The following is a 26,953-nucleotide window of genomic DNA, read 5'->3' as shown; positions in this document are numbered from 1 at the left end:
AGAGACGAGGAGGAGATCGCGATGAGAGCGGAACAGAGAGGACAGAACCTGATCGTATACGAGCGGGAGGAGCGGGACAAGGTACAGGAAGCCATCGAACGTCTGGCCCGCCTGAGCGCGGCGGAGCTGGAGGACGGGGACGCCTGCGCCGTGAGCGTGCTCTTCGACCGGTGGAAGGCGGGCGCCGCCTATCAGAAGGGACAGAGGATCGCGGACGAGGCGGGCCGGCTCTACCGGGTGGAGCAGGACCATGTCAGCCAGCCGGACTGGCCCGTGGACGGGACGCCCGCCCTCTATACGCCGCTGGGCGTGGACAGCGGCAGACCGGAGGCGGTACCGGAGTGGAGACAGCCCACCGGCGCGCAGGACGCCTATCAGAAGGGAGACCGGGTGCGCTATGAGGGCGCGGTCTATGTGTCTCAGGCGGATGGGAACGTGTGGGCCCCCGGCACCGGAGACCTGTGGCGGTTGGAGGCGGACTCTACGGAGGGTCGATAGACGATCGGGCGGACATGCCTTATACTGAGAGGGAAGAAAGGGAGGGATGAGGCGATGGACAGCAGGAGCATCGGCGCTCTGATCCGGGCGGTACGCCGGGAGAAGGGCATGACCCAGCGGGAGCTGGGAGAGGTCCTCCATGTGAGCGACCGGGCCGTGAGCAAGTGGGAACGGGAACGGGGCTGTCCCGACATCTCCCTGCTCCCGTCCCTCTCCAACGTCCTCGGTGTGGATCTGGAGCGGATGCTGTCCGGCGATCTGGAGCCTGAACGTGAGAAGGGAGACAGTATGAAGTGGATCGAATTTTATGTCTGCCCCGTCTGCGGTAATGCGATCGCCGCCGCGGAGAAGGCGTCGATCGCCTGCTGCGGCCGGAAGCTGACCGCCCTGACGCCCCAGAAGGCGGAGGGCGTCCACACGCTGGCCGTGGAGGAGGTGGAGGACGAGTGGCTCCTGACCACGGAGCACCCCATGGAAAAGGGACACTCCATCGCCTTCGTGGCCTGGGCCACCGGCGAGCGGCTGATCTTGACCCGGACCTACCCGGAGTGGGACCTGCAGGTGCGGATCCCCCGGCGGGGCCATGGGAAGCTCCTGCACTACTGCACGGAGCACGGGCTGTTCTATCAGCTGTTGTGAACGAGGAACGACCGTCCCACCGAAGGCTATCAGGCCCGGCGGGACGGTCGTCGTCATTTCGATCAGGAGGGAGCCGCATCGACACAGGCAAGGACCCGGCCCGATCTGTCGAGCGCGGTGATGTGGGCGTCCAGGAGGGCCTGCTCCGTCTCCAGATACCAGAGACAGTCGGTGAGCGGGCAGGCGCGGATGGAGACCGGCTCCCCAGAGCAGTCCATCCGGAGCGCGGCGGCTGGGACGTCCACATGGACCAGGAGGCCGTGGCCGAACCAGTCCACGTCGATCGGGGCCGCCGTATCCAGGACGACCCAGTCGCAGACCGCACGGTAGGGGGCGTAGGACCGTCCGGTGGGGGCGATGACGGCGAAGAGCTGATAGTCCCCCTCCCGGGCGGCGAACCAGCGAGACCCGGACGTCTGGTACAGAAGGTCGCTGGCATCGCCATCGGCCTGGATGACATAGGAGCGGAAATAGAGGCGGTCCATCGTCTGCCGAAAGGCCTGCTCTGGCGTGAAGGCTGGACGGAGCGTCAGCCAGAAGAAGCCCAGCGGCAGGAGCAGGAGGAGCAGACGGCGGAGGAACCGGGTGCGGTCGGGATAGAGACGTCTAGTCATATTCCACCTCCGGATCCAACTGGAGCAGGAAGGAGAAGGCGACCTCGCCCCAGCGGTAAGAGACCAGAACGGTCTGGGGGCCTCCGGGGGCGGGGAGCCTGAGATGGCCGGGAAAGTCTGGGTCAGCGGTCAGGGGAGTGCCGTCCGCAGTGGACAGAGAGAAGCCGCGGAGATCAAGGGAATGATCATAAGGCGTCCAGGGGTCCAACTCGACTGCTTGGACATCATAGACACACAGGTCGCTGTAAGTCCCGTCGGGTGAGGCGATAGAGGCCTGGAGGTTATGGAGGCGGATCTGGAACAGCGTGTGCTCGATCCGCTGCCAATGCCAGAGCCGGGGCAGGCTGCTGCTACTGCTCTGGAGGTGATGGTATCGCTGGAGCTGTGTGGCCAGCGGGGACCAGAAGAGGGAAACGGAGAACACCAGAGCGGTGAGCGTGAGCAGGGCCAGCGCTCCGCCGGCCGTTCGGGAGAGGATCCCCCAGAGGGGTGGGTGGAGCGCATCCATGGCCCGGCCGATCGCCGCCGGGTCCCCCATGGCCGCGACGGCCCGGCGGCGGGCCTCCTCCGGGGAGAGGGCGGAATCCCGTGCGCAGAGCGCGTCGGCGTGGTCCTCCAGATGAGCCAGAAGCTCATCGGAGATCTGGGACCGGGCGGGGGCCCAGCGAATCTGGGCGCAGACCTGCTGACAGAAGCGGCGGAAGGAGTCCATAGCATCCCCTCCCCTCAGACGGGAGAGGGCGTGGCCTCACCCTCGGCGAGGATGGCATCCACCAGATGGCGGAAAGCACGCCACTCCGCTTTTTTGTCGTCCAGGAGCCGGATGCCCTGCCGGGTGATGTGGTAGTAGCGGCGGGCACGGCCGGATGGGGCGGTCTTCTCATAGGCGGTGACGGCGCCGTCCCGTTCCAGGGCGTGGAGGACAGGGTACAATGTGCCCTCCTTGAGGGAAAAGGTGTGGTCGCTCCGGGCCTCCAGCGCGGCGATCATCTCATAGCCGTACTTGTCGCCGGTGGAGAGCAGGGAGAGGACCAGCAGACCGGTGCTCCCGGGGAGGGGGCTTTTGTCCAGTTTCATAGGGACCTCCTTCCAAACGGATGCCTCATCTATCTAAGGATAAGATACCTCGGAAGCCGAGGTATGTCAAGCGGAGCGGCGAGATCGCTCTTGTCCCGGCGGAGAAAACATGGTATGGTAACAGGGAAAGACCATAGGAATGGAGCGTGACCCGCGATGTTGGAGAAGATCGAAGCGGTATTGAACGAGAAGGTGCGGCCTAAACTGGCCGAGCACGGCGGGGACTTGAAGGTCCTGCGCTATGAGGACGGCGTGGTCCACGTCCAGCTGCTGGGGCAGTGCTCCGGCTGTCCGTCGGCCTACCTGACCACCGAGAGCGTGATCCAGGCCGAGCTGACCGCGGCCCTGCCCGAGATCGAGCAGGTGGTGGTGGACCAGTCCGTCAGCGACGAGCTGTGGGAGCAGGCCAAGTCCATCCTCCGGGGCGACCCCAAGTGGAAGCAGTGAGCGGAGCGTGTTTTGCGCCCGGTCCTATCTTCGGATAGGAGCCGGGCGCGATTTTTTTCGATCTGCGCAATGGATCCGGGGGAGACGCCGGTGGAGCTCCCAGTGGGGTGAGGGATATCCCTAGCGAATATGCCGCCGAAAACAGTTGAACGGACAGCGGGGATATAGTATAATGACACCATAAACAGAGAGATGCGCCTGAAAGGGGGATCGCCTATGGAGCAGCTGCGGAAGAGACGCCGTCGGCTGGTCCTGGGGGTCCTCCTTTTGGCATATCTGGATCGGATGGAGAAGCGTTGATCTTGCGGTCCTGATCTGGTACGATAAGATGGAGTGAAATGAAAAAGTATATAATAAGCGATAAAAAAAGTGCCGTTGTGTTGCTTAGTATCGTGATCCCGCTTGTGATCATAGCACTAGGCCGCTGGATCTACGGCTGGGGCGGCGGAGATATCGATATTCTGGATTTTTCGGCAGAAGGGGTGGAGAGAGTCGAGCTCTATACGGACAATGTGACGATCGCCGCAAACTATGCGACAGAGTTCGATGATGGATTCGGAGTATCCGTCGTGACGGAGCCGGAGGACATCCAGCTGATCATCGACCAGATCGATTCGCTCCAATATGCCGGGAATGATATTCGGGACTATATCGAGCATGGGATAGGTATCGGTGGAACGGTCCACTATGATGCGGACTTCTACTTCAGGGATGGGACAGAGCTTGGAGTGACATTGAGCTCAAATAGCGGCAGTCAGCCGGTCTCTGACCGGATTCTGGGATACAGCCTCGTTCCAGCGGCGAAAAAAGGATTCTTAGGGAAAAACGCCCGAGGCTCTCTGAAATGGATCTACGACCTGTATGAGAAATACCGCCCGATCCCGGAAAAAGAGGCATCCTGACGAGAGGAGGACCGCTCATGGAACGACTGTGGAAGAGACGCCGTTGGCTGGTCCTGGGGATCCTCATTTTGGCATCCGTGCTGGTAGTGGGCTTCTGGGGCTATGGCTGGGCGGGTGGAGACATCGATGTCTTCGACTTCACGGCAGAAAAAGTGGAGCGGGTCGAACTTTATACAAATGATGTCAACTTTACCGCAAATTATATGACCGGACCCGGTATGGGGTCCGGCACATCGACTGTGACGGAGCGGGCGGATATCCAGAGGATGATCGATACGATAAACGCCTTCCAATATGCCGGGAACCAGATCCGGGATATCATCGAGTACGGGGTCGCGTTAGGCGGCGGCATCCGCTATGAGCTGGAGATCAGCTTTACAGATGGGACGAAGCGGCTATTTTTCCTCTCCACATACGACACAGATCCAGCGCGGGATATGATCTTGGGATATGGGTTCTATCAGGAGAAGAAGCTCGGCCTGCTGGGGAAACAGGGGAGAGGCCGTATGGAATGGTTCTACGATCTGTACGAGAAATACCGTCCGATCCCGGAAAAAGAGGCATCCTGACGAGAGGAGGACCGCTCATGGAACGACTGTGGAAGAGACGCCGCTGGCTGATCCTGGGGGTCCTCCTTTTGGCATCCGTGCTGATGGTAGGCCGCTGGTGCTATGGATGGGGCGGCGGGAATATCGACGTTTTCGACTTCGATGCAGAGGACGTGGATCACATCGTACTTTGCAATGGCGACTATGATTTCACAGCGAAATATAAAAATGAGTTTTCAAGTTTGGAACCATCCGTCATAACAGGCCGAAAGGACATCGAGACCATTATCAATGAGATAAATTGCTTTCAATATGCAGGAAATGATCTGCCCAGCCTCCTTCAAGGCAAGATCGGCATGGGCGGCGGGATCCTCCATGAAGTGCAGTTTCATTTCCGTAATGGGGAAGAACGAACATTTTGCCTGTTTACATCAGATGCCGAACCTCGAGGGGATGACGTAGTGATGAGCTACCGATTTTATCGAAAGGGGAGATCGGAACTGATCGGGAAAAATGCTCTGGGTCCTACGGAATGGATCTACGACCTGTACGAGAAATACCGTCCGATCCCGGAAAAAGAGACATCCTGACGAGAGGAGGACCGCTCATGGAACGACTGTGGAAGAGACGCCGCTGGCTGATCCTGGGGGTCCTCCTTTTGGCATCCGTGCTGATGGTAGGCCGCTGGATCTACGGCTGGGGCGGCGGAGATATCGATATTCTGGATTTTTCGGCAGAAGGGGTGGAGAGAGTCGAGTTCTATACGGACAATGTGACGATCGCCGCAAACTATGCGACAGAGTTCGATGATGGATTTGGAGTATCCGTCGTGACGGAGCCGGAGGACATCCAGCTGATCATCGACCAGATCGATTCGCTCCAATATGCCGGGAATGAGATTCGGGACTATATCGAGCATGGGATAGGTATCGGTGGAACGGTCCACTATGATGCGGACTTCTATTTTAGAGATGGGACAAAGCTCAGGGTGATCTTGAGCTCAAATAGCGGCAGTCAGCCGGTCTCTGACCGGATCCTGGGATACAGCCTCGTTCCAGCGGCGAAAAAAGGATTCTTAGGGAAAAACGCCCGAGGCTCTCTGAAATGGTTCTACGATCTGTACGAGAAATACCGCCCGATCCCGGAAAAAGAGGCATCCTAAAACGAACGCCGGAGGCGGCTCAGGACGAGCCGCCTCCGGCGTTTTTGTTCGAGCGGACGTTACTGGTCGGCCAGCAGCTCCTCCAGCAGCTCTACGGCCTCGTAGACCATGCGGTCGCAGTGGGGCTTCTTCTCCTCACCGTTGGCTTTGGCCCGCTGGAGCAGACCGGCACAGTCCAGCACCTGGTTCTTCTCCCGGAAGCGGCGCATGAGGACGCTGGCGGCCTCGGGGCTCTTCTGGGCCATGCCCAGCACCATCAGGGCGCCGGTGACGGCGCCGCAGGTGGAGCCGTGGCGCATCCCGCTGCCGAAGTTGGCCCCCAGGGCGCAGGCCTGCTCTTTCGTCAGGCCGCACACGTCGCTGAAGGGCACCAGCACGGACTGGGCGCAGTTGTAGTGGACATCGGGGTCGTTCCGCAGGGCGCGGGTCTCTTCCATTCGATCCATGTTCTCCATTCTCCTTTTTGTTCGATTTTTGATCTCAGAACGGCCCGTGGGCGCGGGCCGGATCCGGCGGTCAGGCCTGGAGGTCTCCCTCCAGCACCATCTGGCGGTACTCCAGGAAGCGGAAGCCCAGACGCTCATAGAGCCGGACCGCGCCGGCGTTGGCGTCCGTCACCTCCAGGCGGAAGCGGGGATGGTGGGGGTACTGCTCCTTGAGCCAGTGGAACACGGCGGTGCCGTAGCCCTTGCCCCGGCACTGGGGGGCGAAGTACAGCTCCTCGAAAAAGACGCACCGGCCGCCCACCTCGCCGGAGTAGCACTCCGTGACGTAGGCGTAGCCCGCCGGAGCGCCGTCCTCCAACAGGAGCATCCCCCGGAGGAGGGGCTCGGCGGGATCCACCGCGTCCCGGAAGGTGCGCTCCAGGACGGCGGGGTCGGCGTCGTGTTCCACGGCGGGGCTTTTATAGAAGGTCTGGACCATGGGCATCACAGTGTCGTGGTCCTCAGGGGTCATGGCGCGGATCTGGAACATAGGGTGATCTCTCCTGTCTCAGTGTTAGTTGAAGATGCCGGCGTTCTCAGTGAAGAGCCGCTGGATCTGGGTCTTGAGGGCCTGATGCTCGGGACGGCACAGAGCGGGGTCGGCCCGGAGCAGGTCCTGGGCCGCCTCCTGCGCCTCCTTCAGGAGCCGGGTGTCTCCGGCCAGGTCGGCGATCTTGAGCTGGGGCAGGCCATGCTGGCGCTTGCCGAAGAAGTCGCCGGGGCCCCGGAGCTTCAGGTCCTCCTCGGCGATGCGGAAGCCGTCGGAGGTCTGGACCAGGACCTTGAGGCGAGCCCGGGTGTCCGGGTCCCGGCTGCTGGTGATGAGGACGCAGTAGGACTGGTGGCTCCCCCGGCCCACCCGGCCCCGGAGCTGGTGGAGCTGGGAGAGGCCGAAGCGGTCGGCGTTCTCCACGATCATCAGGGCGGCGTTGGGCACGTCCACCCCCACCTCGATCACCGTGGTGGAGACCAGCACGTCCAGCGCGCCGGCGGAGAAGGCAGCCATGACGGACTCCTTCTCTTTGGCCCTCATCCGGCCGTGGACGAAGCCCACCCGCAGGTCGGGGAACACCTGCTCCTCCAGTTTCTTCGCATAGGTGGTGACAGCCTTCAGGTCGGCGAAGCCGGGGGACGGCTCCGTCCCCTCCGGGAGGGGGACGGCCTCCTCCACGGCAGGGCAGACGATGTAGACCTGCCGCCCGAGGCCCACCTGCTTGCGGACGAATCCATACATCCGGGCCCGCTTGTCCTCCCCGACGAGGAAGGTCTCCACCGGCGTGCGGCCGGGGGGGAGCTCGTCGATGACGCTCACGTCCAGATCCCCGTAGATGATGAGGGCCAGGGTCCGGGGGATCGGGGTGGCGGACATGACCAGCACATGGGGGGACAGGCCGTCCGACGTGCCGCCCTTGGCGGCCAGAGCGGCCCGCTGGGCCACGCCGAAGCGGTGCTGTTCGTCCGTGACCACCAGCCCCAGCCGGGCGAGCTCCACCCCGTCGGAGAGGATCGCGTGGGTGCCCACCAGCAGATGGACCGTCCCGGCGGCCAGAGCGGCCCGGACCTTCCGCTTCTCCGCCGCCCGCATAGAGCCGGTCAGGAGGGCCACATGGAGCCCGGCGGGCTCCAAAAGGCCGGAGAGGGTGCGGAAATGCTGTTCCGCCAGGATCTCGGTGGGGGCCATGAGAGCGGACTGCCACCCGGACTTCCACGCCAGATAGCAGCAGGCCGCCGCCACCATGGTCTTGCCGGAGCCCACATCGCCTTGGACCAGCCGGTCCATGGGACGGCCGGAGGCGCAGTCCGCCGCCGCCTCCCGGATGGCCCGCTCCTGGGCCCCGGTCAGGGAGAAGGGGAGGAGAGCCCGGAAGCCCTCCAGACCCTCCGGGGAAAACACCGGCGCTCGTCCTACCGACCGCCGGTCCCGGAGGAAGGCCATGCCGCAGGAGAGGGTGAAGAGCTCCTCGAAGACCAGCCGCCGCCGGGCCAGGTCCAGAGCCTCCTCCGTCTCCGGGAAGTGGATGTTCTGGCAGGCGAAGGGGGCGGCGGCCAGAGCGTGGGCCTGCCGCAGAGCGGGAGGCAGGACCTCGGGGACCTCTTCCACGCACTGCTCCACGCACTGGAGGGCCAGCCCCGCCAGCCGGTTGTTGGAGATCCCGGCGGTGAGGGGATAGATCGGCATGATCCGCCCGGTGAAGCGCGCCCGGCCCTCCGGCTCGAACACCGGATTCGTCATCTGCCGCCGCTGGCCCAGGCCGGTGACGGCGCCGTAAAAGACATAGCTCTCCCCGGGGATCAGGGCGTGCTTCACATAGGTCTGATTGAAAAAGGTCACGTCCATGGAGCCGGAGCCGTCCACGGCCCGGACCTTGGTCAGCTCCAGCCCCTTGCGGACATAGGAGGTCCGGGGCGTGTCGGCCACCATGGCGGGGACGCAGACGCTCTGCCCCTCCGGGGCGGAACGGATCGTGGTCCGGAGCCGCCGGTCCTCATAGTCCCGGGGATAACAGCGGAGCAGGTCCTCCGCCGTCTCCAGTCCCAGCTTGGCCAATCCCCTGGCCCGGGCCGCTCCGATGCCGGGGAAGGCCTCCAGCCGGGTATCCAGATGGATCTCCATGGTCATCACCTCTCTTCGGATCGATGTGGGCGGAGGCTCATTTCATCCGGTTCTTCAGCGGCTCCCCGGCCAGATAGCGGCGGAGCTGGTCCAGGGCGATCTGCGCCAGCCGGCCCCGGGTGGCGGGGAGATGCTCTCCGCCGGCCACATGGGGGGTGATGAGACAGCGCTCCTCCCTCCACAGGGGATGATAGGCGGGCAGGGGCTCCGGGTCGGTCACGTCCAGACCGGCCCCCCACAGATGGCCGCTCCGCAGGACCCGGGCCAGAGCGGCGCAGTCCACCGCCGTGCCCCGTCCGCCGTTCAGCAGGACGGCATCGGCCTTCATCCGGCGGAGGCGGGCCTCGTCTATGAGCCCGTCGGTCTCCGGGGACCGGGGGAGGGTCAGCACCACCACGTCGGCCTGGGGGAGCAGGCCGTCCAGTTGGTCCAGGGCGTACATCTCATCGATGCCCTCGGCGGCTCGGGCGGCATCCCGCCGGAGACCGATCGTATGGGTCCCCAGGGCCTTCATCAGCTTGGCAAAGGAGGAGCCAAGGTCGCCGGTGCCGGCGATCAGGACGGTGGAGCCCGCCGGGGACTTCACCTCGCCGAAGTCGGTCCAGCGGCAGTCGTTTTGGGCATCCCGGTACTGGGGGAGCTTCTTCCACAGGGCGAGGAGCATGGCCAGCAGGTGCTCGGACACGGACGGACCGTAGCCGCCCACGGCAGAGGTGAGCATGGCCCCCTCCGGCAGGACGCCGGGGGCCAGATAGGCATCCACTCCGGCGCTCCAGGTCTGGAGCCATTTCAGATGAGGGGCCCCCGCCAGGTCCGCCACCGGGGGACAGCCCAGGATCACAGTGGCGGCGGCATAGTCGGCCGCCGAGGCGGGGCTGGTCTTTTGCTGCATCCGGGCCACAGGGCGGAAGAGGATCTCGTGTCCGGCGGCGGCCGCCTGGAAGGCGGCCTGCTCTTCCTCGGTGAGACGGAACAGGTTCAGGATGGTCTCCATAAAAATGACTCCTATCGGTATAAATAAGATGCAAAAATACGATTTGAGCTCAATAACCGCGGACCAGGTCTACCACATGGGCCAGCGGTTCCCCGGCGGCATAGCGGTGGAGGTTGTCGGCGCAGAGGGCCCAGATCCGCTCCTCGGTGCCCAGATCGTGGTGGAAGCTGGGCCCGGAGACGTGGGGGGTGATGGTCACGTTGGGCAGGCTCCAGAGGGGGTGATCCGCCGGGAGAGGCTCCGGCTCGGTCACGTCCAGCGCCGCCCCGGACAGGTGCCCGGAGCGGAGGACCTCCACCAGGTCGTCGGTGACGATCAGCTTCCCCCGGCCCACGTTGACCAGCAGGGCGTCGGGCCGCATGAGCCGCAGACGCCGGCCGTCCAGCAGACCGATCGTCTCATCGGTGTTGGGGAGACAGCCGATCACCACCTGGGCCTCCGGGAGCGCCCAGTCCAGCTCGGAGATGGGATAGAGCCGGTCGAAGCCCTCCACAGGACCTGTGACCGTGCGCTTCACGCCAAGGGTCACGGTGTCGAAGGCACGGAGCTTTTTGGCCACCTGCCGGCCCAGGTCCCCGGCCCCCAGGATCAGCACGGTCCGGCCGTCCAGACAGCGCTCCGCCCCGGCGTCCCGCCACAGGCCCTGCTTCTGCTGGTCCCAGTAGCGGGGCAGGTTCCGGTAGTGGGCCAGGATGGCGCCGATCACATACTCGGAGATCGTCCGGCCGTAGGCCCCAGAGCCGTTGGTCAGGACCACCTCCGCCGGAAAGCCGGGATGGCGGGTGTAGAGATCGGTCCCGGCCCAGGTCATCTGGACCCATCTCAGCCGCCTGGCAGCGGAGAGGGCCTCCACCGGGGGCTCGCCGATCACCACCTCCGCGGTGGGGAGCTGGTCCAGATCCTCCGGAGAGCGGAAGGCGAAGCGGTAGGTCCCGGCGAAGTCCCGCTCCAGCCGCTCCCGGATGTGGGGCCGGCAGGGGGCCAGCACCAATGCGTCGATCATAAAGAGGTCCTCCATTCCACACGATATTCTATCCTATCATACCACAGGATCGCCCATCTGGCAAAACAGCGCGGCCCCTGACACCATTTTGGATGTCAGAGGCCGCGCTGGCTTGCTGTCGAAAGGGTTCCTAACGAGGCCCGGGGGCCTGCGGGGGTCTGCTTATTTCAGCTTGATGGTCATGAGGAGCTCGCCAGCCTTGACGGAGGAGCCCTCCTGGATCAGGACCTGATCCACGGTGCCGGCCTTGCGGGCCACCACGCTGGTCTCCATCTTCATGGCCTCGATCACGGCCACCACCTGGTTCTCCTCCACGGTGTCACCGGGCTTGACGCTGACCTTGGACACCATGCCGGGGATGGAAGCGCCGATCTGGCTCTTGTCGGAGGGATCCGCCATGGTCACGTGATGGACGCTGGCCACGGCGTTCTTGTCGGGCACGGCCACCTCGCGGCGCATGCCGTTGAGCTCGAACTGCACGTTGCGGGTGCCGTCGTCGTTCATGTCGCCCAGACCGATGTACTTGATCACCAGAGTCTTGCCGTCCTCGATGTTGATCTTGTTGGTCTCGCCCAGGGCCATGCCGTTGAAGAACACATGGCTGCCCATGCGCATGATGTAGCCGTACTCCTTGCGGTGGCGGCAGAACTCCTCCACCACCTTGGGATACAGGCACCAGGAGATGACGGAGCGGTCGGAGGCCTCAGGATAGAACTTGCAGACCTCCTCCCGGGCCTTCTCGAAGTCGATGGGCTCCAGAAGCTCACCGGGACGGCAGGTGATGGGCTCCTCGCCCTTGAGGACCACCTTCTGCAGATCCTCGGGGAAGCCCCAGGCGGGCTGGCCCATCATGCCCTTGAAGTAGGACACCACGGAATCGGGGAAGGTCAGGGCCTCGCCCCGCTCCACGATGTTGTCGGGAGTCAGATGGTTCTGGACCATGAAGATCGCCAGATCGCCCACCATCTTGGAGGAGGGAGTGACCTTCACGATATCGCCCAGCATCTGGTTGACGGTGACATACATCTCCTTGACGGCCTCGAACTGGCTGCCCAGACCCAGGCTCTCCACCTGGCTCTTCAGGTTAGTGTACTGGCCGCCAGGCATCTCGTAGCGGTAGATGTCGGTGGAGGGGTTCTTGATGCCGGCCTCGAACTTGCTGTACCGCTGGCGCACATCGGCCCAGTAGTCGGAGAGGCTCTGGAGCTTGACGGGATCCAGGCCCGTGTCCCGCTCCTGGCCCTGGAGGGCGGAGACCACCGCGTTCAGGGAGGGCTGGCTGGTCATGGAGGACATGGAGTCGATGGCGCAGTCCACGATGTCCACGCCGGCCTCGGCGGCCATCAGATAGGCGGCCACCTGGTTGCCGGAGGTGTCGTGGGTGTGCAGGTGGATGGGCAGGGACACCTCGTTCTTCAGGGCGGTGACCAGCTTCTTGGCCGCGTAGGGCTTCAGCAGGCCGGACATATCCTTGATGCACAGCAGGTGGGCGCCACGGCGCTCCAGTTCCTTGGCCATCTTCACATAGTAATCCAGAGTGTACTTGTCCCGCTTGGGATCCAGGATATCGCCGGTGTAGCACAGGGTGGCCTCACAGAGCTTGCCCTGGTTCAGCACCTCGTCCATGGCGACCTCCATACCGGGGATCCAGTTCAGAGAGTCGAAGACGCGGAACACGTCGATGCCGGTCTTGGCGGCCTCCTTCACGAAGGCGCGGATCAGATTGTCGGGGTAGTTGGTGTAGCCCACGGCGTTGGCGCCCCGGAGGAGCATCTGGAAGGGGATGTTGGGGATCTTCTCCCGCAGGAGCTCCAGCCGCTCCCAGGGGGACTCGTGCAGGAAGCGGTAGGCCACGTCGAAGGTGGCGCCGCCCCACATCTCCAGAGAGAAGCAGTCGTTCAGGATCTCAGCGGTGCCCTCGGCGCCCTTCAGCATATCGCGGGTACGCACCCGGGTGGAGAGGAGGGACTGATGGGCATCCCGCATGGTGGTGTCGGTGATGAGGAGCTTCTTCTGATCCCGCACCCAGTCCCGCACGGCCTCGGGCCCCTTCTGGTCCAGAAGCTGCTTGAGGCCGGTAGTCTGGGGCGGCGTGTGCGCGAAGGCGGGGAAGCGGGGGATGTCCAGCTGCTTCCGCTCGGCGGAGGGATCGTCCACCTGGATCTGGGCGATGTACTTGAGCACCTTGGTGGCGCGGTCGCGGCTGTTCTCCAGCTCGAAGAGCTCGGGCGTCTCATCGATGAACTTGGTGTGGCACTTGCCGGCCCGGAAGGTGGGGTGGTTCAGGATGTTGGTGACGAAGGGGATGTTGGTCTTGACGCCCCGGACGTGCTCCTCGCTGATGGCGCGGAGGGCCTTGCGGCACACGGCGTCGAAGGTCCGGTCCCAGGAGGTGACCTTGACCAGCAGGGAGTCATAGTAGGGGGAGATCACCGCGCCGGTGTAGGCGTTGCCGCCGTCCAGACGGACGCCGAAGCCGCCGCTGGAGCGGTAGGAGGTGATCTTGCCGGTGTCGGGGGCAAAGTTGTTGGCCGGGTCCTCGGTGGTGACGCGGCACTGGATCGCGAAGCCGTCCATCTTCAGGTCGGACTGCTTGGCCATGCCGATCTCAGGCACGGAGAGGGGCTGGCCCTCGGCGATCAGGATCTGGGCCCGGACCAGGTCCACACCGGTGACCATCTCGGTGACGGTGTGTTCCACCTGGATGCGGGGGTTCATCTCGATGAAGTAGTGGTCGCCGTTCTTGTCCACCAGGAACTCCACGGTGCCGGCGGAGACGTAGCCCACGTGCTTGGCCACCTTCACAGCGTCCTCATACAGGGCCTGGCGGGTCTTTTCGGACACGGACCAGGCGGGGGCGAACTCCACGACCTTCTGATAGCGGCGCTGGAGAGAGCAGTCACGCTCGCCCAGATGGACCACGTTGCCGTACTGGTCGGCCAGGATCTGGACCTCGATATGCTTGGGCTCCACCAGATACTTCTCGATGAAGATGTCCTCGTTGCCGAAGGCTTTCTTGGCCTCGCTCTTCACCAGCTCGAAGGCGGGCTTGACCTCCTCCGGCGTGTCACAGCGGCGCATACCGCGGCCGCCGCCGCCGCCGGCGGCCTTCAGGATCACGGGGAAGCCGTAGGAGACGGCCTTCTCCAGCGCCTCGTCTCCATCCTTCAGAGGGGCGGAGGAGCCGGGGATGGTGGGCACGCCGCAGGCGTGGGCGATGGCCTTGGCGGTGAGCTTGTCGCCCATCTGGGCCAGGATCTTGGAGGAAGGACCGATGAAGGCGATGCCCGCGTCCTCACAGGCCTTGGCGAAATCGGCGTTCTCGCTCAGGAAGCCGTAGCCGGGATGGATGGCGTCCACATGGCGCCGCTTGGCCAGGTCGATGATGGCGGGGATGTCCAGATAAGCGCCCAGAGGGCTCTTGTTCTTGCCGATGAGATAGGCCTCGTCCGCACGGGTGCGGAAGAGACTGTAGGTGTCCTCGTTGGAGTAGATCGCGACCGTGTGGAGGCCAAGATCGTAGCAGGCCCGGAACACGCGGATGGCGATCTCGCCGCGGTTCGCCACGAGCACTTTGTCGAAGGAATGTCCAGCCATGGGAGATACCGTCCTTTCTCGTACTAAAATGAAGGGATCCCTGCGAAAAACTGCGGGGCGGGAGCGCCCGACGAAGGAAAACAGCCGCAGGGGCCTTGAAAACGGCGGTCTAAGTGATTCCGATTATAATACACGGGCTTTGATTTTGCAATCGTTTTTGCTGTAAATTGCATTTTTGGCGGAAGGGACAGGAAAACAGCGGGCGCTCTGCGCTCCCCTCGGCAGACTTGACAAGGGGGACTTGCAGGGTCCTCTTAAGACTCGGACTCCCCCTCCGCCGGGAGGGGCCGGTCCAGGCCGGAGATATGGATCCACCGGCCCCGGTGCCAGCGCAGGGCGCACAGCACGCCCCGGAGCATCAGGTCGATGCTCATGGCGGTCCAGACGCCTGCCAGCCCCAGATGGAAGCGGTGGACGAAGATGGGAGCCAGCACGATCCGCACGCCCCACATACACACCAGCCCGACGATCATGGGATAGCCCACGTCGTGGGCCCCCCGCAGGTTGCTGGACAGGACGATGGAGACGGCGAACAGTGGCTCGGCGAAGCAGACGATCCGCAGCATCCGGGCGGACTCGGCCACTACGGCGGCATCGGAGTTGAACAGGGCAGCCAGGGCGGGCGCGCCCAGATAGAGCAGAGCGGCCAGCACGGCGCACATCCCGGCCCCGGTCCAGGCGGTGAGAGAGCCATAGGCCCTGGCGCTCTCCCTGTCCCGTGCCCCCACCGACTGGCCCACCAGGGCCACGCTGGCGTAGGAGATGCCGTAGGCCGGGAGATAGCACAGGCCCTCGGCGGTGTTGGCGATCTGATGGGCGGCCAGGGCCACGGTGCCGATGGAGGCCACCAGAGCGGTGACGGCCAGCTGGCCCAGATTGATCGTGGCCCGCTCCAGCGCGGAGGGGACGCCCAGCTCCACCGCCTTGCGGATGATGGTGGCGTCGGGCCGGAAGCCCTCCCGGAACCGGACCCGATAGCGGTCTCCCTGATGGATGCCGATATAGAGGAGCATGATGCCGGCGAAGGTCCAGGCGATGGCGGAGGCGATGGCCGCACCGGCCACCCCGAGCCCCGCCCCCGGCACCGTCACAGCCGCCCCGAACAGGGAGACGGTGCGGGTCTCATAGATCAGGAGGAAGTTGAAGACCAGGTTGATCAGATTGGCGGAGAAGTTGAAGACCAGCGGCGTCTTGGTGTTGCCCATGCACCGGAGGATGGCGGAGAAGATCGCGCTGGAGGCACAGAACGGCAGACAAAGGGCGTAGCAGCGCAGATAGGCGGTGGCGGCAGGGCGCACGGAGGCCTCCGCCCCCAGCCAGACGGGGATATGTCCCGCTAGGAGCTGGAACAGCACCAGAGAGAGGAGGCCGCACACGGCGGAGGCCAGGATCCCCTGCCGGATGACCCGGCGGGCCCGGTGGTCATCCTGGGCGCCGATGGCGTTGGACACCTGCACGGAGTAGCCCACCCCCACCCCGGCCAGGATGCCGTTGACGAGCCAGATGGAGGAGGCGTTCACCGACACGGCGGCGGTGGCCTCCGCCCCCAGAGCGCCCACCATAGCGGTATCCGCATAGCTGACCATGGTAGCCAGGAGCTGTTCGATGATGGCGGGCCAGGAGAGCTGCCACATGGTGCGCATCCGGTGCTCGCGGTCCAGAAGTCCAGAGGGCATAAACGCATTCCTCCTCGTTGAAGTCGCGGGGAAAATGACGAAACGTTATCGGGAACGGGGGTCAAACGCCGGTCAGATCGAAGGCAGGGATGAAGGCGCTCTCAGCGGAGGCCGGCTCCTGGACGAAGCCCTCCAGCCCCAGATCGGACATATAGGCCGCCGCCGCCCGGGCCTCGGAGGGGCGGACCCGCCGGTCGATCTCCGGGAACTCCTGAGCCCGGGCCCAGGGGACGTACTGGCTCATGAGGGAGAAGAGGACCTCCCCCGGCTGGAACTGCTCGGAGATCCAGTCCATGACCTCCTTGGCCTCCGCCAGCCGGCCGGGGAGGAGGAGGTGGCGGACGATCACGCCCCGCTCCAGCAGACCGTCCGGCCCGTAGACGCAGGGACCGGTCTGGCGAAACATCTCCAGGATGGCGGCCTTGGCGGCCTCCGGATAGTCCGCCGCGCCGGAGTAGCGCTCCGCCGTCTCGGACCGGCTGTATTTCAGGTCGGGCAGGTAGATCTGGACCAGGCCCTCCATGGAGCGGAGGGTCTCCACCCGGTCGTAGCCGCCGGAGTTCCAGATCACCGGCACGGGCAGGGGCTCGGCCAGTACCCGCCGCAGGACATGGGCGAAGTGGGTGGGGTCCACCAGGTCGATGTTGTGGGCCCCCTGGGCGATCAGCTCCAGGAAGATGGCCCGGAGCCGCTCCTCGGAGACAGCTTTGCCGAAGTCCTGATGGCTGATGGCGTCGTTCTGGCAGAACACGCACCCCAGAGAACAGCCGGAGAAGAACACGGTCCCGGCCCCGCGGGTGCCGGAGAGGGGCGGCTCCTCCCACATATGGAGGGCGGCCCGGGCCACCACCGGCCGGGCGGGCATCCGGCACAGGCCCTCCCCTTCGGTCTCGGTCCGCAGGGCCCGGCACCGGCGGGGACATTGTTCACAGATCATAAAAGACACCTCTTGGCACTTCGGGCATGGAGCCGGTCCGCGCAGTCGTATGGGAAAGATAGCAGGACGCCGGCCTCAGGGCTCTGTCGCGGGACACTCGAAACAGGGCCGGGAGACCGGCGTCCAAGAGGGATGGGGGGTCAGTCCATCGCGTAGAGCATGGCGGCCACCTCAGCCCGGGTGATGGTCTTGTTGGGAGAGATCTTCCCGCCGTAGCCGGAGACCACGCCCTGCCCCACCAGGGAGCGGACATAGTCCGCCGCCCAGGCGGGCACGCTGGAGGCGTCCGAGGCGGTGAGGGCAGGGGTGGGATAGCCCTTGGCCTGCGTGCGGCCCAGGATGGTCATGACCTCCACCCGGCTGATGTTGGCCCCGGCGTTCAGATAGAGCTTCCCGCCGCTCTCACTGCCGCTGAGGATGCCCAGAGCGTACATGGCCCGGATCTCGGGCAGGGCCCAGGCAGGGGCCTGGTCCGCGTCGGCGAAGGGGAGGGCCGTGCCGGCGTACTGGTCCAGATCCAGCCCGAGCCAGCGGGCAGTCAGGGCGAAGAACTCGCCCCGGGTGATGTTCCGGTCGGGGGCGTAGGTCAGGGTAGAGCCCGCCTCGCCGGTGCCGGAGGTGACGCCGGAGGTGTAGAGGTAGGAGGCGGCCTTGGCACCCCAGTGGCCGTCCATGTCGGCGAACACGTTGGCATAGTCCGCGTCGGGGGCGATGTCCACCGAGGACCGGGCCAGGTTGCCGGCGGCATCGCTGGCGGTGACGGTGATCCGGTGGGCCTTCCCCTCGGAGGCGGGGAGCGTGGCGGTGAGGGAAGCGGTCCCGGCGTTCCAGGTCTTGTCGATGGCCTTGCCGTCATAAGTGACGGTCACATAGGAGGCGGGGACATATTTGGTCAAGTTGTCGGAGACGGAGGCGGTGAGCTGGGTGCCGGAGCGCTTCACCGTCACAGTGGGAGCGGTGGTGTCCGTCACCTGCTGGTTGGCGGTGGCGAGCTGATCCAGCCACACCGTGCCGGTGGGAGTGGAGCCGCCTCCGGTGACGCCGATCCCGGACAGGGTGGACGCCCCGGCGGGGATCGGGACGCTGACGGCCTTCCAGCCGGAGAAGTCCAGAGCGGTCAGGGGGACGCTCTGCTCCCCGTCGCTGCCGGTGAACTGGGCGCTGAGGACGTTACCGGACCGATCGCCGTACACCCACAGGCTGAGCTGGGTCTCGCCGTCGGCCAGCTCCAGGGCGCTGTCCACCCGGACGGAGCCGGAGGAGACATCATAGGTGAGCCTGGCGCTCTGGCGGCCGTATTTCACATAGCTCTGGGCCGTCTCCACGGAGAGGGAGGCGGAGCTGGTGGAGGAGAAGGCGGACACGCCCTCCTCGAAGTTCTCCAGTCCACGGGTGTGTCCGGCGATGCTGACGGGGATGGAGATGCTCTTGCCGCCGGCGCTGACGGTGATGGAACCGGAGGCGGCGCTGCTGGCGGCGGTGAACACACCGTTGGGGTCGATGGTGCCCACCGCTGGGGTGCAGGTCCAGGTATAGCTGGTGTCCTGGGAGACCAGGGCCAGCTTCCGGTAGGTGGCGCTGGCCTTCAGGTCCACCTGCTGTTTGGGGGCGGCGTCGAGGCTGGTGACGGTCTTGCCGGTGGCGGCATTGCTGACGGTGATGGTCTGGGGGGTCTTGACCACGGTCATGGTGGTGGTGCCGGATACCTTGCCGCTGGCGGCGGTGACCTGAGTGGTGCCGCTCTCGCTCCCGGCGGTGAAGAGACCGTCGGCAGTGACGATGCCGTCTCCGTTTTGGATATACCAGTCCACCGGCTCAGAGCTGGTCATGGGATAGTAGGCGGTGTCCAGCGGCGTGGCCGAGAGCTGGACGGAGCTGCCGGACAGGACCATGGCGTCGCTGGGCTTCACATAGTAGGACCCCAGCGTCCCGGTGGCGGAGAGGGTGGTGGTCAGGAAGAGGGCGGTGCTGTTGGAGCGCTGGCTCCCGCCGGATGGCTTGTTGACCACCCCCAGGGTGCTCTGGCCGGGATAGGTAGCGCCCAGAGTGGTGGAGCCGCCGCCGTCCAGGGCCACGGCCTCAGTACAGCCCAGCTCGATCAGGCGCATGGCCACCTGCTGGAGGGTACAGCCCACGCTGTAGCCGGACTGTTCGCCGTCGATGGTGTAGAAAAGGACGGTGCCGTCGGGCTTGATGCCGATGGCGGTGCGGGCCCGGCGGGTCTTGGCGTTGGAGTCGCCGCTGAAGCTGGCGGAGTCCACGGCGCCGTCCTTCACCAGACGGCTGGGGGCGCCGGTGGCCTCCACCGCGTCGGCCCAGCGGCTGTCCGGAGAGGTGAAGTCGATGTCTACTGTGTCGCCGGGGCTGAGGGCCTTCAGGGCGGAGGTGGAGGCGGCGCCGCTCTTGTTGTTGACGGTGAGGACATACTTGCCCGCCGGGATGGCGATGGCGGAGCTGGAGTCCTGTACCTTGTCCACGGTGAAGCTCATGCGGCCCATGACCGTAGGGGCGTCAGACTGGGTGAGCTGGATCCCGTCCTCCCGGGCCACGGTCTGGCCCACGTTGGTGGTGACGGGGGTGAGGATCACGTCCACGCCGGGGCTGGTGTTCTGGGTGGTGGTGGCGAAGTCACTGTTCAGCAGGACATAGCCGTTGGTCTCGCCCCGGACCTTGTTCAGACCGCCGGTGACGCTGTGGGCGGCGCCGTGGAAGGTAGCCCGGATCGAGATCTTGGGCTGGCCGATGAAGGCGGAACCGTCCTCCTGGAAGCCGATGCCCCAGTACCAGCCGCCGCTGCCGGAGGCGCTGTCCGCCGAGGGGGCGGAGCGGAGGACCCCGTCGGAGATGACGATCCCGTCCGGGGCGCCGGTGGAGAAGGAGTAGTAGCCACCGTTGATGCCGCCCACCACTCGCTTGCCCTGATCTTCCAGCCGTTTGGCCATGCCGGTGAGGGTGTCCCGGCTGGTCAGGTACCAGCCGTAGGCCATGGTGGGGATCACGTCCCGGCTGGGGGCATAGCTGAGGTAGTTCTCGGTGCGCAGGTCGGAATAGGTGTCGCTCCAGAAGATATCGAAATCGACGCCGGTGCCGGGGGCCAGCCCCACGCCGCCGCTGTGGATATCGTGGCCCAGTGCGTCCGAGGCCGAGGCGGCGGTGCCGGTCAGCATGGTCAGGGCCAGGAACGCGGCCGCCGCCCGCTTCATCCGTTTCGTCATATGTAAAAAGACCTCCTTGGTGCCTATGTGCCGGAACGGTCCGGCACATATCTCAGAAATGACATCCTCCTGCCCTCTCCGGGCAGACAGGACCGGCCGCCTGAGGGCTCACGCGGGAGACAGACGGCCGGCTTTCGCTCATGTTAACATAAACGTCCCGCAATGTAAACAGGACCGTTTTTTTCAGTTTTTTCCACCGGGCCCATCCTCCTGATGATGGAGGTCGCCGGGGGCGGTGCGGCGGAGACGGGGCAGGAGGGTGTCCAGCGCCGCCTTCTCCTGGATCTCCAGCAGCTCACCGATGAGCTGGTTGGAGACCAGGAAGCCGGTGGGGGTGAAGTACCACCGGCGGTCCTGGCGGGCCGCCCAGCCGTGGTGCTCGTATTCCTCCAGCTTCTGCTCGATGGGGTCGAAGTTCATGAAGTACTCCCGGCGGTATTCCCACTCCTCGATGCCCCGGGTGGTGCGGAGGCGGAGCATCAGATATTCGCCGCCCCGCTCCCGCTGGGGGATCAGCTCGGACTCGTCCACGATGTTCCCGCCGTGGAGGATCCCGTCGATATAAGCGTCCAGGTCCCGGACGAAGGAGTAGCGCCGCCCGCCGAAATCGGAGTGCGCGCCGGGGCCGAGACCGATGTAGGGCCGGCCCATCCAGTATTTCAGATTGTGCCGGGACTGGAAGCCGGGCCGGGCGAAGTTGGAGATCTCGTACTGCTTATAGCCCGCCTGGGCCAGCCGGTCTACCATCCAGAGGTACATATCCGCCTGCTGGTCGTCATCGGGCATGGCCTCGCCCCGTTCGACCCGGCGGAAGAGAGGGGTGCCCTCCTCCACCTTCAGGCCGTAGCAGGAGAGATGCTCCGGCTCCAGAGCGATGGCGGCCTCCACGTTGGCCTTCCAGCGCTCCATGTCCTGATGGGGGAGGCCGTAGATGAAGTCCAGACTCACATTGCGGATCTTAGCCTCCCGGGCGGCCTGGACGGCGGCCCTGGCCTGGGCGAAGTCGTGGGGGCGGTGCAGATCGGCCAGATCCTCGTCCCGGCAGGACTGGACGCCCAGAGAGATCCGGCCGACCCCCGCCCGGCGGAGCCGGCTGAGCATCTTCTTGTCCACGCTGTCCGGGTTGCACTCCACGGTGATCTCGGCCTCCCGGGACAGATCGAAGCGGCGGCCGATCTCGCTGAGGATGGCCCGCAGACGTTTCTCCCCGAAATAGCTGGGAGTGCCCCCGCCGAAGTAGACCGTGTCCACCTGATAGCCGCGGGCCAGAGCGGCGGTCTCCCGGATGTGGACCAGGAGCGCCTTGAGATAGTCGTCCATCCGTCCCTCCCGGCCGGCCAGGGAGTAGAAATCGCAGTAATCGCATTTACTGCGGCAGAAAGGGATATGGATGTAGATACCGAGCTTTCCGGGCATAAGGTCCACCTCATCGCTGTGTTTTGCGTTTCTATAACTAAGATATTATAGTCCTTTCCGGCGAGATTGAAAATAGGGGGAGCGGGATTTTCCGTCCTTTATCATGAAACTTGACATCCGGGCCCGGCGTGATATGCTGGTGACATCGACCCAAAACAAGGAGGAGGGGATGGTGATGGAGCGATGGACAGAGCCCCGGCGGCTGACGCTGACAGTGGAGGAGGAACAGGATGGACAGACGGTGGATACGCTCCTCCGGCGGACGCTCCGGCTGTCCGGCACCTCGGTGAAGCGGGTTAAGCGGGCGGAGGACGGCATCCGGCTGGACGGCGTGCCGGTCTATGTGACGGCCCGGGCGGCGGCGGGGCAGATCCTCTCCGTGCTGGTGGGGGACACGGAGGGGGAGACCGGCCTCACGCCTACGCCGGGGGACCTGCCCATCGTCTATGAGGACGGGGACCTCCTGCTCCTGGACAAGCCCGCCGGGAGGCCCGTCCATCCGGGACCGGGCCATTTCGACGATACGATCGGGAATCTTTTGACCTATTATTACAAAAAGACCGGACAGACCGTCAAATTTCGGCCGGTGAATCGGCTGGACCGGGGGACCTCCGGCCTCATGTGCGCGGCCAAGCACGCCCACGCCCACGAGCGGCTGAAGGAGCAGCTCCACAGCTCCGCCTTCCGGCGGATCTATCTGGCGGTGTGCGACGGCGTTCCGCCGGAGGAGGCGGGGACGGTGGACGCCCCCATCGGCCGGGCGGAGGGCTCTCTCCTGGCCCGGGAGGTGCGTCCCGACGGCGCGCCCGCCCGGACCCGGTATCAGGTGCTGGGCCGGCATCAGGGCCGGAGCCTGCTCCGGCTGGAGCTGGACACCGGGCGGACCCATCAGATCCGGGTCCATATGGCGTGGCTGGGCTGTCCCCTCACTGGGGACTTCCTGTACGGCACCGAGGACAGGGCCCTGATCGGCCGGACGGCCCTCCACTCGGCCGGTCTGTCCCTGATCCACCCGGTGACGGGAGCACCCGTCATCCGGACCAGCCTGCTCCCGGCGGATATGGCCGCCCTGATCGGTCCGCTGGCGCTTGAAGCGGCTGGGCGTATATGGTAGAATGGCAGACGAACGACACCCACCGAAAACGGAGGTCCCCAGTGAACGAACTCGAACAGCTCCCCATCCCTCTGCTCCAATGGTTCCAGGAGCACGCCCGGACCCTGCCCTGGCGGTCCGACCCCACCCCCTACCACGTCTGGGTCTCGGAGATCATGCTCCAGCAGACCCGGGTGGCGGCGGTGCTGGACTACTACCGCCGGTTCATGGAGGCCCTCCCCACGGTGGCCGACCTGGCGGCGGTGGACGACGACCGGCTCATGAAGCTCTGGCAGGGGCTGGGCTATTACAGCCGGGCCCGGAACCTGAAAAAAGCGGCGGGCCAGATCATGGACCGCTTCGGAGGGCGGTTCCCCGACACCTATGAGGACATCCTCAGTCTGTCTGGAGTGGGAGAGTATACCGCCGGGGCCATCTCCGCCATCGCCTTCGGCATCCCGGTGCCGGCGGTGGACGGCAACGTCCTCCGGGTGGTGGCCCGGATCACCGGCGACCGGGGGGACATCGGGAAGCCCGACACCAAGGCCCGGATGCGGCAGGCCCTGCTGGAGACCATGCCCAGGCAGTTCCCCGGGGCCTACGATCAGGCCCTCATGGAGCTGGGAGCTCTGGTATGCCTCCCCAACGGCGCGCCTCTGTGCGCCCAGTGTCCGGCGGCGGACTTCTGCACCGCCTGCCGGGAGGGACTGACCGCCGAGATCCCGGTGAAGGCGCCCAAGAAGGCACGGCGGGTCGAGGAGCGCACGGTCTATCTCATCCTCCGGGCGGGGCGGATCGCCCTCCGCCGCCGGGCGGCCAGAGGTCTGCTGGCGTGCCTGTGGGAGTTCCCCAACGAGCTCCGGGGGGACCGGGGAGCCCTGGACCGCTGGGGCATCGCGCCCCTCCACATGGACCATGGAGGGAGCGGGAAGCATATCTTCAGCCACATCGAGTGGCGCATGGAGGGCTTGGTGGTCCACACGGACACCGAGGTCCTGCCGGAGGGCTGGGTGTGGGCGGACCGCGCCGCCCTGGCCGAGACCTACGCCGTGCCCAACGCATTCCAGTCCTTCCTGCCCCTGGCGATAGGGGCACTGGAGGGGGAACAGGAGTCTCTATGGAACTGACCAGCCAGATCGACGCCCAGCGGAGCTTCTTCCATCTGGGCTATACCCGAAGCGTGTCCTTCCGCAGGACCATGCTCCACCGGCTCAAACAGGGCCTGGACCGGCACGAGGCCGCCCTGCTGGCGGCGCTGGAGCAGGATCTGGGCAAGTCCCGCTTCGAGGCCTATGAGACCGAGCTGGCGGTGGTCCGCTCCGAGCTGAAGGATGCCTGGGAGCATCTGGAGCGATGGGCCAGGCCCCGGAAGGTCCGCACGCCTCTGGCCCTGGCCCCCGGCTCCAGCCGGATATACCGGGAGCCATACGGCGTGGCCTTGATCATGGCCCCCTGGAACTATCCGGTCCAGCTGACGCTGGTACCGCTGATCTCCGCTCTGGCGGCGGGGTGTACCGCCGTGGTGAAGCCGTCGGCCTATGCCCCGGCATCGTCACAGGCGGTGGCGGACCTGATCGCCGACGTGTTCGAGTCCAACTATGTCTGTGCCGTCCAGGGGGGACGGGCGGAGAACACCGCTCTTTTGAAGGAGCGGTTCAACTTCCTCTTCTTCACCGGCAGCACGGCGGTGGGGCGGACCGTCATGGCCGCGGCGGCGGAGCGGCTGACCCCCGTGGCCTTGGAGCTGGGGGGCAAGTCCCCGGCGATCCTGGCTCCGGACGCGGACATGGATCTGGCCGCCCGGCGGATCGTGTGGGGCAAGGGCCTGAACGCCGGACAGACCTGCGTGGCCCCGGACCATGTGTGGGTGCCGGAGGAGGCCCGTGACTACTTCGTGGAGCGTCTGGGCCGGTATATCCGGCAGTTCTATGGAGAACAGCCGCTGGAGAGCCCGGACCTGCCCCGGATCGTGAACGAAAAGCACTTCCGGCGGCTGGAGGGCCTGATGGCCTCCGGGCGCGTCGCGCTGGGGGGCGGGCGGGACGCGTCACGCCTCAAGATCGCCCCCACGGTGCTGGTGGATGTGGACGAGGGCGACCCGGTGATGGGGGAGGAGATCTTCGGCCCGATCCTGCCGGTGCTGACCTACGACGGGGACATGGAGGCGCTGATCGGCCGCCTCCAGCAGAAGCCCAGGCCCCTGGCGCTGTATCTGTTCACCAAGGACAGCGCCCTCATGCGGGAGGTCCGGGAGCGGATCCCCTTCGGCGGAGGGTGCGTCAATGACACGGTGATCCATCTGGCCAACAGCGCCCTGCCCTTCGGGGGTACCGGAGAGAGCGGCATGGGCCGCTGTCACGGAGAGGCGGGCTTCCGTACCTTCTCCTATGAGAAGTCGGTCTACCGGAAGTTCCCGCCGGATGTGCCCGTCCGCTATCCGCCCCACGGAGGGAAGGGGCTGGGCCTGCTGAAGCGGCTCATGGGCTGATCACGATACCGAACACGAGGAGAGAGAACGGATGGCAAAGCTGTATTTCCGCTATGGGGTCATGGGGTCCAGCAAGACCGCCAATGCCCTGATGGTGCGATATAATTATGAGGAGCGGGGGCAGGACGCCCTGCTGGTGAAGCCGGAGCTGGACCAGCGGGACGGGGCCCGCTTCGTGGCTTCCCGGGCGGGGCTGAGCCACCCCTGCATCTATTTCAGCGATCTGAGGAAGATGAGCCCGGAGGACCTGCGGGCCTATGCCTGCGTCATCGTGGATGAGGCCCAGTTCCTCACCCGGGAGGAGGTCCGGTATCTGACCGACCTGGTGGACGAGCACAACGTCCCGGTGATCTGCTACGGCCTGCGGGCCGACTTCAAGGGGGAGCTTTTCCCCGGCTCTCAGGAGCTGCTGGCCTGCGCCGACATCATCGAGGAGATCAAGACGATCTGCTGGTGCGGCAAGAAGGCCACCTGCAACGCCCGCTTCGACGCCCACGGCCGGGTGCTGAAGGAGGGGGCTCAGGTGGAACTGGGGGCCAACGACCGCTATATCGGCCTGTGCCGCAAGCATTGGAAGGCCGGCGACTTGGGCCCCGGTCCCCACGGGGACGGTCCCGACACGGCTGAATGAGGAGGAGATCCATGTACCGGCTCATCGCATTGGATATCGACGGGACCCTGATCCCGCCCCACGGGACCTCTGTGAGTCCCGCCGTCCGGGAGGCCATCGCCGCCGCCCGGGCCGCGGGAGTGAAGGTGGTCCTCTGTACCGGCCGCTCCTGGCAGGAGTCGGAGGAGCTGGCTGACGAGGCCGGCTGTGACCGGGTCATGGTGGCCCAGGGCGGCGCGGCTCTGGCCGATCTGGACCTGCGGCGCAACACCCGCCTGTGGGAGTTCCCCACGGAGGTGGGCCGGGCCCTGGTGGCTGAGCTGGAGGACGCGCCGGTGGGTCTCATGCTCTTCGCCGGGAGCCGCCTGCTGGTGAACGAGATGGGGGTAGAGGTGTTCAAGACCTACCCCAGCCAGGGGTTCCACCGGTGCAAGGAGATCGTGGAGCGGCCCTCGGACTATCTGCGGGCGGAGGATCTGCCGCTGAGCAAGGTATACGCCCAGGGAGATCCGGCGGTGTTCCCGCCCCTGATGGAGCGGGTGCGGCAGTTCCCGGAGGTGGAGCTGACCACCTCGGCCCCCTACAACTTCGAGATGGTCCCCGTGGGGGTGGACAAAGGCACCGGTCTGACCGTGCTGGCCGGAGAGCTGGGGATCCCCATGGAGGAGGTCATCGCCATCGGCGACAGCGACAACGACCGGGGGATGCTCACCGCCGTGGGGATGCCGGTGGCCATGGGCAACGCCACGGACCAGATCAAGGCCATCGCCCGGCACATCACCGCCTCCGCCTGGGAGGACGGCGTGGCCCGGGCCATCCGCGATCTGCTGGAGCTGTGACCGTGTCTTTCCCCGGGATCTCTTCCACTGCGTGTTTGGGCATCCCCACGCTTCCGATCCTACACTACACTTGTAATTCCCCGAAAATATGGTATACTG

The 26,953-nt window shown here is 65.5% G+C and carries 25 protein-coding genes; 12 read left to right on the top strand and 13 right to left on the bottom strand.

The annotated features are described in order from the left end of the window. Nucleotides 1-21 precede the first annotated feature (21 nt). Nucleotides 22-498 carry a hypothetical protein gene (locus tag KQI12_RS10405; protein ID WP_216573141.1) on the top strand — a complete coding sequence of 159 codons (477 nt, stop codon included), beginning with the start codon at nt 22-24 and terminating at the stop codon, nt 496-498. 54 nt (nt 499-552) lie between these two features. Then, nucleotides 553-1,137 carry a helix-turn-helix domain-containing protein gene (locus tag KQI12_RS10400; RefSeq protein ID WP_216573139.1) on the top strand — a complete coding sequence of 195 codons (585 nt, stop codon included), beginning with the start codon at nt 553-555 and terminating at the stop codon, nt 1,135-1,137. 62 nt (nt 1,138-1,199) lie between these two features. Here KQI12_RS10400 and KQI12_RS10395 read toward each other — a convergent pair whose 3' ends face one another. Genes KQI12_RS10395 through KQI12_RS10385 form a run of 3 tightly spaced genes read right to left on the bottom strand, consistent with a single transcriptional unit; the run spans nt 1,200 to nt 2,828 of the window. Then, nucleotides 1,200-1,751, bottom strand: coding sequence for a hypothetical protein (locus tag KQI12_RS10395; protein WP_216573137.1), 552 nt, complete (start codon nt 1,749-1,751; stop codon nt 1,200-1,202). Beyond that, nucleotides 1,744-2,463 (bottom strand): permease prefix domain 1-containing protein, encoded by a 720-nt coding sequence (locus KQI12_RS10390; RefSeq protein WP_216573136.1) that lies wholly within the window; start codon nt 2,461-2,463, stop codon nt 1,744-1,746. The genes KQI12_RS10395 and KQI12_RS10390 overlap by 8 nt, the downstream gene beginning before the upstream one ends. 14 nt (nt 2,464-2,477) lie before the next feature. Then, complete coding sequence (locus KQI12_RS10385; protein WP_216573134.1) at nt 2,478-2,828, bottom strand: PadR family transcriptional regulator; 351 nt, start codon at nt 2,826-2,828, stop codon at nt 2,478-2,480. A 156-nt stretch (nt 2,829-2,984) separates the two neighbouring features. On the opposite strand from KQI12_RS10385, the gene KQI12_RS10380 reads away from it, so the two are divergent. The 5 genes from KQI12_RS10380 (at nt 2,985) to KQI12_RS10360 (ending at nt 5,887) form a co-directional block, all read left to right on the top strand. Beyond that, on the top strand, nt 2,985-3,275 hold the full coding sequence (locus tag KQI12_RS10380; protein WP_216573132.1) for a NifU family protein: 291 nt from the start codon (nt 2,985-2,987) through the stop codon (nt 3,273-3,275). A 338-nt stretch (nt 3,276-3,613) separates the two neighbouring features. Continuing rightward, nucleotides 3,614-4,177 carry a hypothetical protein gene (locus KQI12_RS10375; RefSeq protein WP_216573130.1) on the top strand — a complete coding sequence of 188 codons (564 nt, stop codon included), beginning with the start codon at nt 3,614-3,616 and terminating at the stop codon, nt 4,175-4,177. 17 nt (nt 4,178-4,194) lie between these two features. Beyond that, entirely contained in the window at nt 4,195-4,746 is a 552-nt protein-coding gene (locus KQI12_RS10370; protein ID WP_216573129.1) for a hypothetical protein, read from the top strand. Nucleotides 4,747-4,763: 17 nt separating this feature from the next. Next, entirely contained in the window at nt 4,764-5,315 is a 552-nt protein-coding gene (locus KQI12_RS10365) for a hypothetical protein (RefSeq protein ID WP_216573127.1), read from the top strand. Nucleotides 5,316-5,332: 17 nt separating this feature from the next. Beyond that, on the top strand, nt 5,333-5,887 hold the full coding sequence (locus KQI12_RS10360) for a hypothetical protein (protein WP_216573125.1): 555 nt from the start codon (nt 5,333-5,335) through the stop codon (nt 5,885-5,887). A 59-nt stretch (nt 5,888-5,946) separates the two neighbouring features. Here KQI12_RS10360 and KQI12_RS10355 read toward each other — a convergent pair whose 3' ends face one another. The 10 genes from KQI12_RS10355 to hemW all read right to left on the bottom strand — a co-directional run bounded on the left by KQI12_RS10355 (nt 5,947) and on the right by hemW (nt 21,824). Then, nucleotides 5,947-6,333: a C-GCAxxG-C-C family protein gene (locus KQI12_RS10355; protein ID WP_216573123.1), complete on the bottom strand. Its 387-nt coding sequence runs from the start codon at nt 6,331-6,333 to the stop codon at nt 5,947-5,949. Nucleotides 6,334-6,403: 70 nt separating this feature from the next. Next, the gene (locus tag KQI12_RS10350) at nt 6,404-6,862 is read right to left on the bottom strand and encodes a GNAT family N-acetyltransferase (RefSeq protein WP_216573122.1); all 459 of its coding nucleotides are present in this window, start codon (nt 6,860-6,862) and stop codon (nt 6,404-6,406) included. Nucleotides 6,863-6,886: 24 nt separating this feature from the next. Continuing rightward, on the bottom strand, nt 6,887-8,986 hold the full coding sequence (gene recG / locus KQI12_RS10345) for an ATP-dependent DNA helicase RecG (RefSeq protein WP_216573120.1): 2,100 nt from the start codon (nt 8,984-8,986) through the stop codon (nt 6,887-6,889). 37 nt (nt 8,987-9,023) lie between these two features. Beyond that, on the bottom strand, nt 9,024-9,980 hold the full coding sequence (locus KQI12_RS10340) for a D-2-hydroxyacid dehydrogenase (RefSeq protein ID WP_216573118.1): 957 nt from the start codon (nt 9,978-9,980) through the stop codon (nt 9,024-9,026). A gap of 49 nt (nt 9,981-10,029) precedes the next feature. Further along, complete coding sequence (locus KQI12_RS10335; RefSeq protein WP_216573117.1) at nt 10,030-10,983, bottom strand: D-2-hydroxyacid dehydrogenase; 954 nt, start codon at nt 10,981-10,983, stop codon at nt 10,030-10,032. Between the two features lie 162 nt (nt 10,984-11,145). Continuing rightward, nucleotides 11,146-14,580 carry a pyruvate carboxylase gene (locus tag KQI12_RS10330; protein ID WP_216573115.1) on the bottom strand — a complete coding sequence of 1,145 codons (3,435 nt, stop codon included), beginning with the start codon at nt 14,578-14,580 and terminating at the stop codon, nt 11,146-11,148. A gap of 254 nt (nt 14,581-14,834) precedes the next feature. After that, nucleotides 14,835-16,256, bottom strand: coding sequence for an MATE family efflux transporter (locus KQI12_RS10325; RefSeq protein WP_216573113.1), 1,422 nt, complete (start codon nt 16,254-16,256; stop codon nt 14,835-14,837). A 61-nt stretch (nt 16,257-16,317) separates the two neighbouring features. Beyond that, the gene (locus KQI12_RS10320) at nt 16,318-17,193 is read right to left on the bottom strand and encodes a 4Fe-4S cluster-binding domain-containing protein (protein ID WP_216573111.1); all 876 of its coding nucleotides are present in this window, start codon (nt 17,191-17,193) and stop codon (nt 16,318-16,320) included. 140 nt (nt 17,194-17,333) lie between these two features. Beyond that, nucleotides 17,334-20,408, bottom strand: a complete 3,075-nt coding sequence (locus KQI12_RS12715) for a phosphodiester glycosidase family protein (RefSeq protein ID WP_216573109.1) — start codon at nt 20,406-20,408, stop codon at nt 17,334-17,336. A gap of 183 nt (nt 20,409-20,591) precedes the next feature. After that, nucleotides 20,592-21,824, bottom strand: coding sequence for a radical SAM family heme chaperone HemW (gene hemW, locus KQI12_RS10310; RefSeq protein WP_216573107.1), 1,233 nt, complete (start codon nt 21,822-21,824; stop codon nt 20,592-20,594). Nucleotides 21,825-21,927: 103 nt separating this feature from the next. Between hemW and KQI12_RS10305 the strand changes: the two genes are divergently transcribed. From KQI12_RS10305 to KQI12_RS10285, 5 genes are read left to right on the top strand one after another with little or no spacing between them, the layout of a single operon-like run. Then, a complete protein-coding gene (locus KQI12_RS10305; RefSeq protein WP_253290999.1) occupies nt 21,928-22,938 on the top strand; it encodes an RluA family pseudouridine synthase in 1,011 nt (336 codons plus the stop codon). A gap of 41 nt (nt 22,939-22,979) precedes the next feature. After that, a complete protein-coding gene (gene mutY, locus KQI12_RS10300) occupies nt 22,980-24,044 on the top strand; it encodes an A/G-specific adenine glycosylase (protein ID WP_216573105.1) in 1,065 nt (354 codons plus the stop codon). After that, the gene (locus KQI12_RS10295) at nt 24,035-25,405 is read left to right on the top strand and encodes an aldehyde dehydrogenase (protein ID WP_216573103.1); all 1,371 of its coding nucleotides are present in this window, start codon (nt 24,035-24,037) and stop codon (nt 25,403-25,405) included. Before mutY ends, KQI12_RS10295 begins: the two co-directional genes overlap by 10 nt. Nucleotides 25,406-25,436: 31 nt before the next feature. Next, on the top strand, nt 25,437-26,036 hold the full coding sequence (locus KQI12_RS10290) for a thymidine kinase (RefSeq protein WP_216573101.1): 600 nt from the start codon (nt 25,437-25,439) through the stop codon (nt 26,034-26,036). A gap of 11 nt (nt 26,037-26,047) precedes the next feature. After that, nucleotides 26,048-26,854 carry a Cof-type HAD-IIB family hydrolase gene (locus tag KQI12_RS10285; RefSeq protein ID WP_216573099.1) on the top strand — a complete coding sequence of 269 codons (807 nt, stop codon included), beginning with the start codon at nt 26,048-26,050 and terminating at the stop codon, nt 26,852-26,854. Nucleotides 26,855-26,953: the final 99 nt, after the last annotated feature.

The organism is Pseudoflavonifractor sp. MSJ-37, assembly GCF_018917965.1.
Classification (GTDB): Bacteria; Bacillota; Clostridia; order Oscillospirales; family Oscillospiraceae; genus Pseudoflavonifractor_A.
This window is presented reverse-complemented; position numbering and strand designations above follow the sequence as displayed.